Here is a 16,954-nt window from a genome sequence, read left to right as displayed (position 1 = left end):
AGCCTTACCACTTGATTTGAGAGGTGCCCCATGAGCTTGCTGCTTGCACCCTATACCCTGCGCCACCTGACGCTGCCCAACCGCATCGCCGTTTCACCCATGTGCCAGTATTCCAGTGTCGATGGCCTGGCCAATGACTGGCACCTGGTCCATCTGGGCAGCCGCGCGGTGGGCGGTGCCGGGCTGATCTTCACCGAGGCCACGGCGGTTACTGCCGACGGACGGATCACCGCCCAGGACCTCGGTCTGTGGGATGACGCGCAGATCCCGCCGCTGCAGCGTATTACCCGCTTTATTACCGCTCAGGGCGCGGTTCCCGGCATTCAACTGGCGCATGCCGGACGCAAGGCCAGCACCTATCGGCCCTGGTTGGGCAAGCAGGGCAGCGTCAAGCCGGCAGACGGTGGCTGGGTACCGATCGGTCCGTCAAAAATCGCCTTCGATCCGCAGCACACCGTGCCTGTCGAGATGAGCAAAGCGCAGATCGACGAGGTGATTCAGGCCTTCGTCGACGCCGCGCAGCGTGCATTGACGGCGGGTTTCAAAGTGGTTGAAGTGCATGCGGCGCATGGCTATCTGCTGCATCAGTTTCTGTCACCGTTGAGCAACCAGCGTCGGGACGACTACGGCAGCAATTTTGAAAACCGCATTCGCCTGACCTTGCAGGTGACTGAAGCGGTGCGGGAAGTCTGGCCAGAGGAGTTGCCGGTGTTCGTGCGGCTATCGGCCACCGATTGGGTCGAAGATGGCTGGAACCCGGATGAAACCGTGGAGTTGGCCAAGCGCTTGCGCAAGCTGGGGGTGGACCTGATCGATGTGTCTTCCGGCGGTACTTCGGTGAACGCCGAGATTCCTACCGGGCCGGGGTACCAGACGCAGTTTGCCGCCAAGGTGCGCGAAGAGTCGGGGATTGCCACGGGGACGGTCGGGATGATCACTGACCCGATGCAGGCTGAAACCATCTTGCGCACGGCGCAGGCCGATATCATTTTCCTGGCGCGGGAGCTGCTGCGCGATCCGTACTGGCCGTTGCACGCCGATGATGATCTGGGCGGCAACAAGGCGACCTGGCCGGCCCAATACCAGCGGGCGACCAGTCGTGAACAACCGATTCACGAGTCTGATCTGCGTGATTGAATCGCGGGGCAAGCCCGCTCCCACCGGGATTTCAGCGGACCGGTGGGAGCGGGCTTGCCCCGCGATGCGTAGCTAAGCCAGTTCCCCTACAGCCCGCCAGGCCTCATCAATTGCCGCATGGGCATATGCACTCCAGGCCGCATCCGAGTTAGCAATACTGACCTTGCCCACAGGCTTGCGTGCCAGTTCCATCCACTGTTCGGTCTGCTCAGGATCGTCGTACAGGGTATTGGTAAAACAGGCATAACCATGCGGCCAGCGGTTGACGGTGATCGCCAGAATGTCGCGCTCGTGATCGAAGCCACCAGGACCCAGCATGCGCTGCAATTGTTCGCGCAACTGGCTTTCCAGCATTTCAAATGGCGTGCCATACAGTCGCCCGCGCCCGGCGCGGGCCTGGTCGCGGCTGTTCATGCCGCTATCAGGGCTGGTCGGTACGTAGACCATGTGCAGGCCGATAGGCTGTGTCGGATCGCGGGGATGCTCATAACCACCCATGCTTACCGGGTAGTCCAGTTTGATCCGGCTGTAAGGTTGCGTGGCGGCGTAGATTTCATGCACGCCAAGCTTCTGGAAAGCCTGCCAGTTGCGCACGATGACCTTGGTGTACACCAACGGAAACTTCACATTCTGGCTCAAGGCATGCGCCTGCTCGGCCGACAGGTCGCGCAGCAGGTACGGGATCATCATGTTGTAGCACGCCAGGACACAGTGCTTGCCGCGTACCTGAGCCAGTTGCCCGCCGCGGCTGTAGCCGATATTCACGGCGCCAGCGGTATTGCGCACGCTGACTGCAGTGCTGTTCAGGCGCAGACGTACCGGCTGCCCGGTGCGGTCGAGCTGGCTGTAGTCGAAGCTGGCCAGGACAATGTCGTCCATGTCCTGGCCGGGCGCCACCGCCGGAATCAGGCTGCGCACCAGCAAGCGTGCCAGCGAGGCGTTGCCATCGGGGAAGTGGTAGATGTAAGGCTCTTCCATTTCCGCCTGGGCTTCTTCGCCGATCGGCTCCAGGTTCATCGCGCTGAAACCGGGGAAGCCGACATAGTAAGCATCAGCGGCGGCCACGGTATCGATGCTCAAGGCCATGAAATCGTTGGTGCGACCCTGGAAGTATTTCACGGCCGTAGGCGACAGACCGACGTCCTTAAGTAGAAAATCGCGGTAGCTGGTGCGCTCCAGGTAGGCAGTCTTGTCCTCCAGTGACTTGCCCGCCAGGTAATCCCTGGGCGCTTCGTGCAGGTTGATCAAGGCCTTGCGGTCGCTTTCGGGCAGGGGGAAATCGTTGATGAAATCGTGGAACGAGCGGGCATTGAGCTGCTTTGGGGCGATATCGTCAGCGACCATCGGTGTCGGATCGCCGCTCACCAGTTTGTCTTCGCCAAAGGTCTCTTTGTCGAAGAATACGCCGCGTGACAGCCCCAGGTCTGGGTAGAAACTGCGATCGAAGGCCGTTTCAAAACGCTTGATATCAACGCCGAGCTTTTTCAGCAGGCCGTTGACCTCGGCGCTGTACAGATGGTTAGGCGACTGGAAGGCTTCGCTGCCGCCGTAGCCGATAATCATCCGGCCACCGGCGCTGAACTCGTTGCGCTTGGCATGACCGCCGAAGTCGTCGTGGTTTTCGAGGATGAGGATTTTTGCCTCTGGGTGTTTCTCCCGATAGAAAAACGCCGCCGACAGCCCGCTGATGCCACCACCGACCACCACCAGGTCGTACTCCTCGCTGACCGGCAAGGCGTCGGTGGCGAAGCTTTTTTTCTCCCAGCCCATCTGGTGCGCGACTTCAAAGGCGCCGACATGGCTGCCACGCAGGCCGGTCAATGCTGGCGGGTAGTAGCGCCCGCTTTCGGCCGCCTGCAGCAGTTGCAGCGGGGTCAGGCCCGCTGCAATGCCGATGGCGACGCCATTGATAAAGTCGCGTCGGGTAATTTCCATAGGTTTCCTTACCTTAGTGTTTGAACATCACATGCCGGATGCAGGTGTAGTCTTCCAGCCCGAACAGGGACATATCCTTGCCATAGCCAGAGAGTTTCTGGCCGCCGTGGGGCATTTCGCTGACCAGCATAAAGTGCGTGTTGACCCAGGTACAGCCGTACTGCAGGCGTGCCGAGACGCGGTGGGCGCGGCCGACATCGGCGGTCCACAGCGAGGAGGCCAGGCCGTATTCCGAGTCGTTGGCCCAAGCCAGGGCCTGCGCCTCATCGTCGAAGCGAGTTACTGAAACCACCGGCCCGAACACTTCGCGGCGGACGATTTCGTCATCCTGTTGCGCATCGGCCAGCACCGTGGGTTCAAAGAAGAAGCCATCACCGGCCACCGCCTTGCCGCCGGTGACCAGGCGAATATGCGGCTGGGCAATGGCCCGTTCGACCATGGCCGCCACCCGGTCACGGTGCTGCGCGGTGATCAGCGGGCCCAGCTCGGTGGCCGGGTCGTTCTGCAGGCCATGCTTGATACTGGCCACGGCCTTGCCGAGCTTTTCCACGAACTGCTCGTAGATGCCGCTCTGGGCATAGATGCGGCAGGCGGCGGTACAGTCCTGGCCGGCGTTGTAGAAACCGAAGGTGCGGATACCCTCGACAGCGGCATCGATATCGGCATCGTCGAAAATGATCACCGGCGCCTTGCCGCCCAGCTCCATGTGCATGCGCTTCACACTTTCGGCGGTGCTGGCGATGATGTTGGCGCCGGTGGGGATGGAGCCGGTCAGCGACACCATGCGTACTTTCGGGTGGGTGACCAGCGGCGTGCCGACACTCGGGCCACGGCCAAAGAGGATATTCAGCACGCCGGCAGGAAATACATCAGCGGCCAGTTGCGCCAGGCGCAAGGCAGTGAGCGGTGTCTGTTCCGACGGCTTGAGCACTACGGTATTGCCCGCCGCCAGGGCCGGGGCGATCTTCCAGGCGACCATCATCAGCGGGTAGTTCCACGGCGCGATCGAGGCGACCACGCCGAGCGGGTCGCGGCGAATCATCGAGGTGTGCCCTGGCAGGTATTCCCCGGCGGCTGAACCGCTCAGGCAGCGGGTGGCGCCAGCGAAGAAACGGAAGACGTCGGCAATCGCGGGGATCTCGTCGTTGAGGGCGGCAGAGTAGGGTTTGCCGCAGTTGTCCGATTCCAGCCGGGCCAGTTCCTCGCCATGGGCCTCGATGCTGTCCGCCAGTTTCAGCAACAGCAGCGAACGTTCCTTGGGGGTGGTCTGCGACCAGCTTTCGAAGGCATTGTCGGCGGCACGTACGGCGGCATCGACCTGAGCCTCGCTGGCCTCGTTGATCTCCACCAGCACGCTGCCCAGTGCCGGGTTGAGTACCGCCAGGGCATTGCCTTCGCCAGCAACCAGTTGGCCATTGATCAGCAGTCGGGTTTGCATGATTGAAGTCCTCCTAATGTTATTTGCCGCTGCCGGCAACGCTTTCGCCGCCGCGGGTCAGGTAGTAGGCGCCGAGGATCGGCAGCATGGTCACCAGCATCACCAGCATGGCGACTACGTTGGTTACCGGCACGTCCCGTGGCCGGCTGAGCTGGTTGAGCAACCAGATCGGCAGGGTGCGTTCGTGACCGGCGGTAAAGGTGGTGACGATGATTTCATCGAACGACAGGGCAAACGCCAGCATGCCGCCCGCCAACAGGGCTGAACCGAGGTTGGGCAGGATGATGTAACGGAAGGTCTGCCAGCCGTCGGCGCCGAGGTCCATCGAGGCCTCGATGAGACTATGGGAAGTACGGCGCAGGCGGGCGATGACGTTGTTGTAGACGATCACCACGCAGAACGTCGCGTGGCCAACGACGATGGTGAATATGCCCGGCTCGATGCCCAGGGTCTTGAACGCCGAGAGCAGGGCGATGCCGGTAATGATCCCGGGTAGCGCTATCGGCAGAATCAGCATCAGCGAGATGCTTTCCTTGCCGAAGAAACTGCGCCGGTACAACGCCGCCGATGCCAGGGTGCCCAGCACCAGGGCTATCAGCGTGGCCAGGCAGGCGACCTGCAGCGACAGCTTGATTGATTCGAGCACATCGGGCCGGGCAAAGGCCACGCTGAACCACTTCAGGGTAAAGCCCTGCGGCGGGAAGCTGAACGCCGCATCCTGGGTGTTGAAGGCATACATAAAGATGATCAGGATCGGGAAGTGCAGGAACACCAACCCACCCCAGGCCGCCAGGCGCAGGCCCCAGGACGCTTGTTCAGAGTGCATCGAAAGCCCCCAGGCGTTTGACCATGGACAGGTAGATGGCGATCAGCACGATCGGCACCAGGGTGAAGGCTGCGGCCATCGGCATGTTGCCGATCGCGCCTTGCTGGGCGTAGACCATGCTGCCGATGAAGTAGCCAGGCGGGCCGACCAACTGCGGCACGATGAAATCGCCCAGGGTCAGCGAGAAGGTGAAGATCGAGCCAGCGGCGATGCCCGGCACCGACAGCGGCAGGATGACCTGCATGAAGGTCTGCCGGGGTTTGGCACCGAGGTCCGCCGAGGCTTGCAGCAGTGAGGGCGGCAAGCGCTCCAGTGCGGCCTGGATAGGCAGGATCATGAACGGCAGCCAGATGTAGACAAACACCAGAAAGCGCCCCAGGTGCGAGGTCGACAGGGTGCTGCCGCCGACACCGGGAACACCGAGAATGAACTGCAGCACAGGTTCCAGACTGAGCTGCTGGACGAACCACTGGGCCACGCCGCCTTTGGCCAGCAGCAGGGTCCAGGCATAGGCCTTGACGATATAGCTGGCCCACATCGGCATCATTACCGCGATGTAGAAGAACGCCTTGGTCTTGCCGCTGGTGTAGCGGGCCATGTAGTAGGCAATCGGAAACGCCAGGGTGGCGCTGGCGATCGACACGGCAATGGCCATGCCCAGGGTGCGCAGGATGATGTCGAAGTTCGACGGATTGAACAGGGCGGCGAAATTGGCCAGGGTCAATTCCGGGGTGACCGCCATGGTGAAATCGTCGAAGGTGTAGAAGCCCTGCCAGAGCAGGCTCAGCAACGAGCCGAGGTAGATGGCGCCGAACCAGATCAGCGGCGGCACCAGCAATAGCGCCAGGTAGAGGTTGGGGCGCCGGTAGAGCAGGTTGGAGAAACGTCGCAGGGCCGGGTTCATGTTACTGGCCCTCGTTCAGTACGGTTTCCTGCAGTGAGGTCATCGCTTCCCGTGCCCAGCGGGCCTGCAGGCGTTGGCCGGTCTGCCAGGGCGTGGTGTGCGGTTGCCATTGGTTGTTGGCCTGGCTGACGCAGAGCAGTTGGCCATTGTCGAGTTTGAGCTCGTAGCGGGTGGCGCTGCCCTGGTACTGGATATCGTGGAGCAGGCCGCTGATCTGCACTTCATCGCTGGCGGCGGGTTGCTCGCCCAGGCGAATGTGTTCCGGGCGAATCGAGAAGGGCAACTGGCTGCCGTTCAGCTGCGCCGCCAGTTCACCACGCAGCACGTTGGAGGTACCGACGAATTCGGCAACAAAGGTGGTCGCCGGTTTCATATAAAGCGTGCGCGGCGTATCGACCTGCTCGATGCGGCCGCGGTTGAACACTGCGACCCGATCGGACATCGACAGCGCTTCGGTCTGGTCATGGGTGACGAAAATGAAGGTGATGCCCAGCTGGCGCTGCAGTTTTTTCAGCTCGCCCTGCATCTGTTCGCGCAGCTTCAGATCCAGCGCGCCCAGAGGTTCGTCGAGCAGCAGCACACGCGGGCGGTTGACCAGCGCCCGCGCCAGGGCCACGCGCTGGCGCTGGCCGCCGGACAGCTGCGCCGGCTTGCGCTGTCCGTAACCGCCGAGGGCGACCATGCTCAGGGCTTCTTCGGCGCGGGTCAGGCGTTCCTGTTTGCCCACACCTTTGACTTTCAGGCCATAAGCGACGTTATCGAGTACGTTCATGTGCGGAAACAGGGCGTAGTCCTGGAAGACCGTGTTGACGTCGCGCTGGTAGGGCGGTAATCCGGCCGCTTCGGCGCCGTGGATACGGATGGAACCGGCGCTGGGTTGTTCGAAGCCGGCAATCAGGCGCAGGCAGGTGGTCTTGCCTGAGCCCGAGGGGCCGAGCATGGAGAAGAATTCGCCGTCGTGGATGTCGATGGACACCCGGTCGACGGCCTTGACCTCGCCAAAGCTGCGGGAAACATCGGTGAACTGGACTGCAAGGGTCATATGGGGTGCTCCCGCTCTCTAGACTGGATCGCGGGGCAAGCCCGCTCCCACCGGTATTTCACCGGGCCGGTGGGAGCGGGCTTGCCCCGCGATAAGTGCGCTAACGCCCACCCATGATCGCGATGTAGTCCTGGGTCCAGCGGCTATAAGGCACGAACTTGCCACCCTCGGCTTGCGGGGTTTTCCAGAAGGCGATCTTGTCGAAGTTGTCGAAACCATTGGTCTTGCAGCCTTCGGCACCGAGCAACTCACTGCCGGTACAGGCTGCCGGTACCGCCGGCAGCGAGCCGAACCAGGCGGCCACGTCGCCCTGGACCTTGGGTTGCAGCGACCAGTCCATCCATTTATAGGCGCAGTTGGGGTGCTTGGCCTCGGCATGCAGCATGGTGGTATCGGCCCAGCCGGTGGCGCCTTCCTTGGGAATGGTCGACGACACGGGCTGCTTGTCGGCCTTCAGGGTGTTGACCATATAGCCCCAGGAACTGGAAGCGACTACGCCCTCGTTTTTCACGTCGCTCATCTGCACGGTTGCATCATGCCAGTAGCGATGGATCAGCGGCTGTTGCTGGCGCAGCAGGTCGAGCACCGCCTTGTATTGGGTTTCGTTGAGTTCGTAAGGATTATTGATACCCAGTTCAGGCTTGGCCGACTTCAGGTACAACGCCGCATCGGCAATGTAGATCGGCCCGTCGTAAGCCTGTACCCGCCCTTTGTTCGGCTTGCCGTCCGGCAGGTTCTGCGGTTCGAACACCACGCCCCAGCTGGTGGGTGCTTCCTTGAACACATTGGTGTTGTACAGCAGTACGTTAGGGCCCCACTGGTAGGGGGTGCCGTATACCTGATTGTTGACCACATACCAGGCGCCGTCCTTGAGCCGGGGATCGAGGTTCTTCCAGTTCGGGATCAGCGCCGTATTGATCGGTTGCACGCGCTTGCCGGCAACCAGGCGCAGCGAGGCGTCACCCGAGGCGGTGACCAGGTCGTAACCGCCCTTGGTCATCAAACTGACCATCTCGTCGGAAGTGGCGGCGGTCTTGACGCTGACCTTGCAACCGGTTTCCTTCTCGAAACCGCTGACCCAGTCGTAGGCCTTGTCACTTTCACCGCGTTCGATGTAACCGGGCCAGGCGACAATATCCAGCTGGCCTTCACCGGCGCCTACAGCTTTCAGCGGTTCAGCGGCCTGCAGGCTGGCGCTGGCCAGCAGGGCGGTGCTCAGGGTGCTGAGCAGGGCGATCTTGTTCACGAGCATGGTGTTCCCTCTTGTTCAAATTATGATCGGGGCAGTCATGAAAGCGCTGGCATATCGTATTAAGCGTAGTGCTGATATCCGGGTCTATTCCAGTTGCTCGTTCAGCCATGTCGTTTTTGTATCTGTTGGGCAACATCTGGAAGCAAATGCATTCAGCCTGGCTTCAGCTTGCGGCAGTACTCTTGGGGTTTGTTTCCCGTCCTTGGAGGTGCCCGATGAACACCCGTGGCTTGCTCGATCAATTGCTCAAATCCGGTCAGGACCTGCTGCAGAACCAGGCTGGTAAAAGTGCAGCCGGAAAATCCTCAGGTGGCCTTGGCAGCCTGCTTTCCGGTGCCGGTGGCGGGGCCCTGGCGGCAGGCGCCATGGGCCTGCTGATGGGCAGCAAAAAAGCCCGCAAGTACGGCGGCAAAGCCCTGACCTACGGCGGCCTGGCTGCGCTTGGCGTGCTGGCGTACAAGGCCTACGGCAATTGGCAGGCCAACCAGGGCGCCACGGCGCCGGTTGAACCCCAGACCCTCGATCGCCTGCCACCTGCCCAGGTCGAACAGCACAGCCAGGCAATCCTCAAGGCTCTGGTGGCCGCGGCCAAGTCCGATGGCCACGTCGACGAGCGCGAACGGGCGTTGATCGAGGGCGAGTTCGTCAAACTCTCCAGCGACCAGGAACTGCAGCACTGGTTGCACGCCGAGCTGAACAAACCGCTGGACCCGGCCGATGTGGCGCGTGCCGCCCGCACGCCGGAGATGGCCGCCGAGATGTACATCGCCAGCGTCATGCTGGTTGACGAGGAACATTTCATGGAGCGGGCTTATCTTGACGAACTGGCCCGTCAGCTCAAGCTCGATCCGGCGTTGAAAGCCGAGCTGGAGAATCAGGTGAAACAGGCCATCGCTCAATAATTACGGGGCAGAGGCCTGGATAAGGTCAACCAGCGCCGATCCAGCCTGAAAGTCAGCCGCAAAAGCCCGGGGTGCCTGGGCTATACTCTGCGCATTTTTCTGCTCGCGTAGAACACTTGAGGGCTGACTGTGAAAAACTGGACCTTGCGCCAACGGATCCTGGCGAGCTTCGCCGTGATTATCGCCATCATGCTGTTGATGGTGGTTGCGGCCTATTCGCGCCTGGTGACCATCGAGTCCGATGAGGAAGCGGTGCGGACCGACAGCATCCCCGGGGTTTACTACAGTTCGATGATCCGCAGTGCCTGGGTCGACAGTTATGTGTTGACCCAGCAGCTGGTGGGCCTGAGCGGGCAGCGCGAGCTAACTGCGACCGACAAGGCGCAGTACAAGGACTTCGAAGATCGCCTCAAGCAGCACATGGCCAGTTACCAGGCAACTATCCAGAATCCCGACGATCAGGCCAACTTCGAAGAGTTCGGCCGCCTCGAAGATGCCTATACCAAGGCCGTCGAGACGGTGCTTGAAGCCTATACGCGCAAGGACTACGCCCAGGCCCGACAATTGATCGAAGACGTACTGACGCCGGCATGGAGCACGGGCCGCAAGCACCTCAATTCTGTGATCGAGCGCAACCGGCACTCGGCCGAAGAGGCGGCCGATTCGATCGTCGGTGCGGTGGTCACGGCCAAGGTGAGCATGATCATTTCCCTGGTCCTGGCGATTATCGCCGCCGCCATTTGTGGCCTGCTGCTGATGCGGGCCATCACTGCGCCGATGCAACGTATCGTGCATGCCCTGGACAAACTCCGCAGCGGTGACCTCAGTGTGCGCATGACGCTCGATCGCAAGGATGAGTTCGGCGCCGTGGAAACCGGGTTCAACGAGATGATGGGCGAGCTGACCAATCTGGTGTCCCAGGCCCAGCGCTCTTCGGTGCAAGTGACCACGTCGGTGACCGAGATCGCCGCGACCTCCAAGCAACAGCAGGCGACTGCCACCGAAACCGCTGCCACCACCACGGAAATCGGCGCCACCTCGCGGGAAATCGCCGCCACCTCCCGTGACCTGGTACGGACCATGACCGAAGTCACCTCGGCCGCCGATCAGGCGTCGATCCTCGCCGGCTCCGGTCAGCAGGGCCTGGCGCGCATGGAAGAGACCATGCACCAGGTAATGGGCGCCGCCGACCTGGTCAACAACAAGCTGGCGATCCTCAACGAGAAGGCTGGCAACATCAATCAGGTGGTGGTGACCATCGTCAAGGTCGCCGACCAGACCAACCTGCTTTCGCTCAATGCCGCCATCGAGGCGGAAAAGGCCGGCGAATACGGTCGCGGCTTTGCCGTGGTAGCCACTGAGGTCCGGCGCCTGGCCGACCAGACCGCCGTCGCCACCTATGACATCGAACAGATGGTCCGCGAGATCCAGTCGGCAGTCTCCGCCGGGGTCATGGGCATGGACAAGTTCTCGGAAGAGGTGCGCCGTGGCATGTTCGAAGTGCAGCAGGTCGGTGAGCAACTGAGCCAGATCATCCATCAGGTCCAGGCCCTGGCGCCGCGGGTGTTGATGGTCAATGAAGGGATGCAGGCCCAGGCCACCGGTGCCGAGCAGATCAACCACGCCCTGGCGCAACTGGGCGATGCCAGCAGCCAGACCGTGGAATCGCTGCGTCAGGCAAGCTTTGCCATCGATGAGCTGAGTCAGGTGGCGAGCGGCCTGCGTGGCGGTGTATCGCGGTTCAAAGTCTGACCCGCCGATGACCGACCTTCAGCCCCGCCGCAGCCAGGACGCGAGCTCTCACGGGACCTTGTACCTGTTGTTCAGAATCGGAGAGCAGCGCTTTGCGCTCGACGCCCATGAGGTCGTCGAAGTCTTGCCGCGCTTGCCGCTCAAACCTATCGCGCAGACACCGGAGTGGGTGGCCGGGGTGCTGGCGCATCGCGGTGCGCTGGTACCGGTGATCGACGTCGGCGCCTTGAGTTTCGGCCTGCCGGCTCCGGTGCGCACCAGTACCCGCCTGGTATTGGTGCACTACCGGGTTGATCCGCTGCGGCCCGACCTGTTGCTGGGGCTGATCCTTGAACAGGCCACCGATACCCTGCGTTGCCTGCCCGAAGCGTTCCAGCCCTACGGCCTGGACAATCAGCAGGCGCCTTACCTGGGACCGGTGCGTGAGGATGCCCATGGGCTGGTGCAACGCATCAGCGTGCAGGACCTGCTCAGCGACGCCGTACGGGCGCTGCTGTACCCCTTGCCTGAGCACCAGGCAAGTGAGTGTCGGGAGCGGCAATGAGCAATCAACAGCGGTTTTTCCGCTTCTTGCAAGAGCGCATCGGTCTGGACGTCGCCTCGGTCGGTGCGCCGATGGTCGAGCGTGCGCTGCGCCAGCGTTGCACCGCACTGGATGCCTGCGACCTGGATGACTACTGGTTGCGCTTGCAGCAATCGACGGCGGAACAGCAGGCGCTGATCGAAGCGGTGATTGTGCCGGAGACCTGGTTCTTTCGTTATCCGGAATCGTTCACGGCGCTGGCAGGCCTGGCCAGCAAACGTCTGGCCGAGCTGGCCGGGACGCGGCCGCTGCGTATCCTCAGCCTGCCGTGTTCCACCGGTGAGGAGCCGTACTCCATCGCCATGACCTTGCTTGACGCCGGCATTGCCGGCAACTCGTTCCGGGTCGATGGCATCGACATCAGTCCGCTGTCGATCAATCGGGCCGAACAGGGGCTGTACGGGCGCAATTCCTTTCGTGGTTCGCAGCTGGAGTTTCGCCAGCGGCATTTCGACCAAAGTGACGACGGGCACATCGTTCATGAACGAGTCCGCCAACAGGTCAAGTTGCAGGTGGGTAACGTGCTTGACCCGGCATTGAAGGCCCGGGCGGGCAGCTATGACTTTGTGTTCTGCCGCAATCTGCTGATCTATTTCGATCTGCCCACCCAGCAACGGGTGTTCGAAGTGCTCAAGGGCCTGATTCATGAGCAGGGTGTCCTGTTCATCGGCCCGGCCGAGGGCAGCCTGTTGGCGCGCATGGGTATGCGTCCGTTGGGTATTGCCCAGTCGTTCGCCTATGTGCGCCAGACTGAAAGTGAGCCGCTGTTCAACAGCAAACCGCTGGTAGTGGCACCGCTGCCTGCGCCGCCCAGCCATCCACCACGCCCGTCGCCAGTGCCCGTGCGCAAGTTCAATATCATTGCCGCGCCAACACCGGTCAGGCCTGCGGTAGCAGACAGCAATGCCGAATGGCTGGCGCAGATAGCCCGGTTGGCCAATGCCGGTAGCAGCGCTGAAGCTCAGGCTGCGTGTGCGCGTTATCTGCAGCACTACCCGCCGCATGCCCAGGTGTTCTACTGGCTGGGCTTGCTCAGTGATACCGCGGGCGACACCGGCGAAGCGCTCAGCCATTACCGCAAGGCACTGTACCTCGATCCGCAGCATGCTGAAGCCTTGGCACACCTGGCGGCATTGCTCGCCTCTCAGGGCGATCTCGCCGGTGCCCGGCGCCTGCAGGAACGCGCTGCACGGCGGGCTGATCGGGAGTCTGAACAATGAAGGGAGAGCAACAGGTGCGAGTGGTTGCTGCAGATGCCGCCAGCATTGATGACTGCTGGAACCGGATCGGTGTGCGCGGTGATAAAAGCTGCCCGCTGCTGGCCGAACATATCCACTGCCGCAATTGCGATGCCTATGCCAGCGCCGCGACTCGCCTGCTGGACCGTTACTCGTTGGCTCAGGATGCCCATGAGCAGGCACAGGTGCAGGAGGAGCGCAGCGGTCGTTCGATGCTGCTGTTCCGTCTGGGGGAAGAATGGCTTGCGCTGGCGACCCGTTGTCTGGTCGAGGTTGCGCCGTTGCAGCCGGTCCATTCGTTGCCTCATCAGCGCTCGCGGGCATTACAGGGCGTCGCCAATGTGCGTGGTGCCCTGGTGCCCTGTCTGTCGCTGGCCGACCTGCTGGGCCTGGACGTGCTCGGCACGCTCAGCGCATCGGCCCGGGTCATGCCGCGCATGCTGATCATCGCCGCCGCCGGTGGTTCGGTGGTGGTGCGGGTGGATGAAGTGGACGGTATTCACGGCCTGGACCCCGAGCGCCTGGTGCATGACCAGGGCGAAACGCGCTTTACTGCCGCGGTGCTGCAATGGCGTGGGCGCAGTGTACGGGTGCTGGATGAAGAACAAGTACTGTCTGCAGTGAACCGGAGCCTTTCATGACCCCAGAGCAAATGCGCGATGCGTCGCTGCTCGAACTGTTCAGCCTGGAGGCCGAGGCCCAGACCCAGGTGCTCAGCGCCGGCCTGCTGGCGTTGGAGCGCAACCCGACCCAGGCCGATCAACTGGAAGCCTGCATGCGCGCGGCGCATTCGCTCAAGGGTGCAGCGCGGATTGTTGGCGTCGATGCCGGGGTCAGCGTTGCCCATGTCATGGAAGATTGCCTGGTCGGTGCACAGGAAGGCCGGTTAGTGCTGCGCGCCGAACATATCGATGCCTTGCTGCAAGGCACCGACCTGCTGATGCGTATCGCGACCCCTGGCGACGTGGCCATTGAGCCTGCGGTCCAGGCATTTCTCGTGCAGATGACGGGACTGCTGGACCCGGCCGCTACGCTGACGATTAGCGCGCCCCCTGCGGCGCTGCCCAGGCTTGAGCCTGAGCCGGTGATGGCGGAGCCGCTGATCGAGCCGCTACTGCCCGACGCCGAACCCGAGGTCCCTGTCCCGCGCAAGGGTAAGCGCACCGCTGAAGGCGGCGAGCGGATCCTGCGGGTTACCGCCGAACGCTTGAACAGCCTGCTCGACCTGTCGAGCAAGGCGTTGGTCGAAACCCAGCGCTTCAAACCGTACCTGGCCACCTTGCAGCGCCTCAAGCGTATGCACAGCCAGAGTGTTCGCGCCCTCGATGGCCTGAAAAACCAGCTGCAAGCCAGCGGTCAGAGCGCCGAAGTTCAGGAAGCCCTGGCTCAGGCCCAGCAACTGCTGGGACAAACCCAGCAGCTACTGCTGCAACAGGCCGCCGACCTCGATGAGTTCGGCTGGCAAGCCAGCCAACGCGCACAACTGCTGTATGACACCGCCCTGGCATGCCGCATGCGACCGTTTGCCGATGTGCTCACCGGACAGAGCCGGATGGTTCGCGACCTGGGGCGCTCGCTGGGCAAACAGGTGCGCCTGGAGATCGAAGGCGAAAAGACCCAGGTGGATCGCGATGTCCTGGAAAAACTGGAAGCACCGCTGACCCACTTGCTGCGCAATGCCGTGGACCACGGCATCGAGCTGCCTGAGCGACGGCTGCTGGCCGGCAAATCGCAGGAAGGGCATATCCGCTTGCGGGCATCGCATCAGGCTGGCCTGCTGGTGCTCGAGCTTAGCGATGACGGTGCTGGCGTGGACCTGCAGCGCTTGCGCCAGAGCATTGTCGAGCGCCAGCTGTCGCCGGCCGAAACCGTGGCGCAGATGAGCGAAGCGGAGCTGCTGACCTTCCTGTTCCTGCCAGGCTTCAGCCTGCGCGACCAGGTCACTGAAGTGTCCGGACGTGGCGTTGGTCTGGACGCCGTGCAGCATATGGTCCGTCAATTGCGCGGCTCGATCGTGTTGAGCCAGACCAGTGGCCAGGGCAGCAGTTTCCACCTGGAAGTGCCGCTGACCCTGTCGGTGGTGCGCAGCCTGGTGGTCGAGGTCGCTGCCGAGGCTTATGCCTTCCCCCTGGCGCACATAGAACGCACCCTGGAGCTGCCGACCGAGGCCATCGTACAGATTGAGGGGCGCCAGCACTTCTGGCATGAAGGCCGGCACATCGGCCTGGTCACGGCCAGCCAATTGCTCAATCGCCCGCCAAGCCAGGCCAGCGGAGAAGCGATCAAAGTGGTGGTCATCCGCGAGCGCGAGATGCTCTACGGCGTGGCGGTCGAGCGCCTGGTCGGCGAGCGGGTGCTGGTGGTGATGCCGCTCGATGCGCGGCTGGGCAAGATTCAGGATATTTCATCGGGTGCGCTGCTCGATGATGGCAGCGTAGTGCTGATCATCGACGTTGAAGACCTGCTGCGATCGGTCGATAAGCTCTTGAGTACCGGTCGCCTTGAGCGTATCGAGCGTGGCCAGCGCAATACCCGCGAGGCGGCGCGCAAGCGCATCCTGGTGGTCGATGACTCGCTGACCGTGCGCGAGCTGCAGCGCAAGCTGCTGAGCAACCGTGGTTATGAGGTGGCGGTCGCGGTCGATGGCATGGACGGTTGGAACGCCTTGCGCAGTGAGGATTTCGACCTGCTGATTACCGACATCGACATGCCGCGAATGGATGGTATCGAGCTGGTCACCTTGTTGCGTCGCGATAGCCGCCTGCAGACGCTGCCGGTCATGGTGGTCTCCTACAAGGACCGTGAAGAAGATCGCCGCCGTGGACTGGACGCTGGAGCCGACTACTATTTGGCCAAGGCCAGTTTCCACGATGACGCCTTGCTTGATGCTGTGGTTGAGTTGATCGGGGGAGCCCAGGGATGAAGATCGCTATCGTCAACGACATGCCCATGGCCGTGGAGGCGCTGCGCCGGGCGCTGGCGTTCGAACCCATGCACCAGGTGCTCTGGGTTGCCAGCAATGGCGCCGAGGCGGTGAAGCTGTGCGCCGAACAGACGCCGGACCTGATCCTGATGGACCTGATCATGCCGGTCATGGATGGCGTCGAGGCGACCCGGCGGATCATGGCCGAGACGCCCTGCGCCATCGTGATTGTCACCGTCGACCGGCAGCAGAATGTCCACCGGGTATTCGAAGCCATGGGCCATGGCGCGCTGGATGTGGTCGATACCCCGGCTCTGGGTGCTGGCGACCCCAGGGAAGCGGCCGCACCGCTGCTGCGCAAGATTCTCAATATCGGCTGGTTGATTGGCCAGCAGCGCAGCAACACGCCGCGGCCACTGACTGCGCCTTTGCGTGAGGTGGCGCAACGCCAGGGGCTGGTCGCCATCGGCTCATCAGCGGGTGGCCCGGCGGCCCTGGAAGTCTTGCTCAAGGGCTTGCCACAGGCCTTTCCTGCCGCCATCGTGCTGGTCCAGCACGTTGACCAGGTGTTTGCCGCAGGCATGGCCGAATGGCTCAGCAGTGCTTCGGGTTTACCGGTACGCCTGGCCTGCGAAGGCGAGCCGCCGCAGCCCGGGCAGGTGTTGCTGGCAGGCACCAACCACCACATCCGCTTGCTCAAGAACGGCACTTTGGCCTACACCGCCGAACCGGTAAACGAAATCTACCGGCCTTCGATCGACGTGTTTTTTGAAAGCGTGGCCCGCTACTGGCGAGGCGACGCAGTTGGCGTGCTGCTCACCGGCATGGGACGCGATGGCGCCCAGGGCCTGAAGCTGATGCGCCAGCAGAACTTCCTGACCATTGCTCAGGACCAACACAGCAGCGCCGTATACGGCATGCCCAAGGCTGCGGCGGCGATCGACGCGGCAATGGAAATTCGCCCGCTGGAGCGGATCGCTGCACGATTAATGGAAATATTTCCTAAATGACGATATGTATTG

At 62.5% G+C, this 16,954-nt stretch carries 14 protein-coding genes; 8 read left to right on the top strand and 6 right to left on the bottom strand.

Features of this window, described 5'->3' with window-relative positions; genetic code table 11:
- Positions 1–30: 30 nt before the first annotated feature.
- A complete protein-coding gene (locus tag NPS47_RS07725) occupies positions 31–1,137 on the top strand; it encodes an NADH:flavin oxidoreductase/NADH oxidase (protein ID WP_274294395.1) in 1,107 nt (368 codons plus the stop codon).
- Positions 1,138–1,209: 72 nt separating this feature from the next.
- Here the strand turns inward: NPS47_RS07725 and NPS47_RS07720 are convergent, their stop codons facing one another.
- From NPS47_RS07720 to ydcS, 6 genes are all read right to left on the bottom strand, one after another.
- Positions 1,210–3,072 carry an NAD(P)-binding protein gene (locus NPS47_RS07720; RefSeq protein ID WP_274294394.1) on the bottom strand — a complete coding sequence of 621 codons (1,863 nt, stop codon included), beginning with the start codon at positions 3,070–3,072 and terminating at the stop codon, positions 1,210–1,212.
- 13 nt (positions 3,073–3,085) lie between these two features.
- Complete coding sequence (locus NPS47_RS07715; RefSeq protein WP_274294393.1) at positions 3,086–4,510, bottom strand: gamma-aminobutyraldehyde dehydrogenase; 1,425 nt, start codon at positions 4,508–4,510, stop codon at positions 3,086–3,088.
- Between the two features lie 19 nt (positions 4,511–4,529).
- Positions 4,530–5,336, bottom strand: coding sequence for an ABC transporter permease (locus tag NPS47_RS07710; protein ID WP_274294392.1), 807 nt, complete (start codon positions 5,334–5,336; stop codon positions 4,530–4,532).
- Positions 5,326–6,240, bottom strand: coding sequence for an ABC transporter permease (locus tag NPS47_RS07705; protein WP_274294391.1), 915 nt, complete (start codon positions 6,238–6,240; stop codon positions 5,326–5,328). The genes NPS47_RS07710 and NPS47_RS07705 overlap by 11 nt, the downstream gene beginning before the upstream one ends.
- Position 6,241: 1 nt before the next feature.
- The gene (locus tag NPS47_RS07700; protein ID WP_274294390.1) at positions 6,242–7,282 is read right to left on the bottom strand and encodes an ABC transporter ATP-binding protein; all 1,041 of its coding nucleotides are present in this window, start codon (positions 7,280–7,282) and stop codon (positions 6,242–6,244) included.
- Positions 7,283–7,382: 100 nt separating this feature from the next.
- Entirely contained in the window at positions 7,383–8,534 is a 1,152-nt protein-coding gene (ydcS, locus tag NPS47_RS07695) for a putative ABC transporter substrate-binding protein YdcS (protein ID WP_274294389.1), read from the bottom strand.
- Between the two features lie 215 nt (positions 8,535–8,749).
- Here ydcS and NPS47_RS07690 point away from each other — a divergent pair, with 215 nt between their 5' ends.
- From NPS47_RS07690 to NPS47_RS07660, 7 genes are all read left to right on the top strand, one after another.
- Positions 8,750–9,436 (top strand): tellurite resistance TerB family protein, encoded by a 687-nt coding sequence (locus tag NPS47_RS07690; protein WP_274294388.1) that lies wholly within the window; start codon positions 8,750–8,752, stop codon positions 9,434–9,436.
- 189 nt (positions 9,437–9,625) lie between these two features.
- Positions 9,626–11,188 (top strand): methyl-accepting chemotaxis protein, encoded by a 1,563-nt coding sequence (locus tag NPS47_RS07685; protein ID WP_425313482.1) that lies wholly within the window; start codon positions 9,626–9,628, stop codon positions 11,186–11,188.
- 7 nt (positions 11,189–11,195) lie between these two features.
- Positions 11,196–11,732 (top strand): chemotaxis protein CheW, encoded by a 537-nt coding sequence (locus NPS47_RS07680; protein WP_274294386.1) that lies wholly within the window; start codon positions 11,196–11,198, stop codon positions 11,730–11,732.
- Positions 11,729–12,991, top strand: coding sequence for a CheR family methyltransferase (locus tag NPS47_RS07675; protein ID WP_274294385.1), 1,263 nt, complete (start codon positions 11,729–11,731; stop codon positions 12,989–12,991). Before NPS47_RS07680 ends, NPS47_RS07675 begins: the two co-directional genes overlap by 4 nt.
- A complete protein-coding gene (locus tag NPS47_RS07670) occupies positions 12,988–13,650 on the top strand; it encodes a chemotaxis protein CheW (protein ID WP_274294384.1) in 663 nt (220 codons plus the stop codon). Before NPS47_RS07675 ends, NPS47_RS07670 begins: the two co-directional genes overlap by 4 nt.
- Entirely contained in the window at positions 13,647–15,932 is a 2,286-nt protein-coding gene (locus NPS47_RS07665) for a hybrid sensor histidine kinase/response regulator (RefSeq protein ID WP_274294383.1), read from the top strand. The genes NPS47_RS07670 and NPS47_RS07665 overlap by 4 nt, the downstream gene beginning before the upstream one ends.
- Positions 15,929–16,942, top strand: a complete 1,014-nt coding sequence (locus NPS47_RS07660) for a chemotaxis response regulator protein-glutamate methylesterase (RefSeq protein ID WP_274294382.1) — start codon at positions 15,929–15,931, stop codon at positions 16,940–16,942. Before NPS47_RS07665 ends, NPS47_RS07660 begins: the two co-directional genes overlap by 4 nt.
- The last annotated feature ends 12 nt before the right edge of the window (positions 16,943–16,954 follow it).

This window comes from Pseudomonas putida (assembly GCF_028682475.1).
Classification (GTDB): Bacteria; Pseudomonadota; Gammaproteobacteria; order Pseudomonadales; family Pseudomonadaceae; genus Aquipseudomonas; species Aquipseudomonas putida_AG.
The sequence above is the reverse complement of the archived record's forward strand: the minus strand, read 5'-3'. Positions and strand labels throughout refer to the sequence as shown.